General features: G+C 63.3%; 1 protein-coding gene. It reads right to left on the bottom strand.

What is annotated here, in order from left to right:
• Positions 1-305 (bottom strand): diaminopimelate epimerase (gene dapF, locus ACSIPU_RS30950; protein WP_435322526.1); only part of this gene is annotated, 305 nt, incomplete at both ends.

The following is a 305-nucleotide window of genomic DNA, read 5'->3' as shown; positions in this document are numbered from 1 at the left end:
ACCGCGGCGCAGGCGCCGCTGCCGCAGGCCTGGGTTTCCCCCGCGCCGCGTTCGTAGACGCGCAGACGGATATGAGACCGGCCGACCACCTGCATAAAGCCGATATTGGCGCGCTCCGGAAAACGCTCATGGCTTTCCATCACCGGGCCGAGAGTTTCCACCGCCGCCGTATCCACATCATCAACCTGGATGACGCAGTGCGGATTTCCCATGGACACCACGCCGCACAATACTGTCTGCTCGGCGGCACGCATGATATAGGTCTTTTCCGCTTTGTTGGCGCGGAACGGCACCTGGGACGGCTC

This window comes from Klebsiella sp. HN106, from assembly GCF_051209435.1.
Taxonomy (GTDB): domain Bacteria; phylum Pseudomonadota; class Gammaproteobacteria; order Enterobacterales; family Enterobacteriaceae; genus Klebsiella; species Klebsiella oxytoca.
This window is presented reverse-complemented; position numbering and strand designations above follow the sequence as displayed.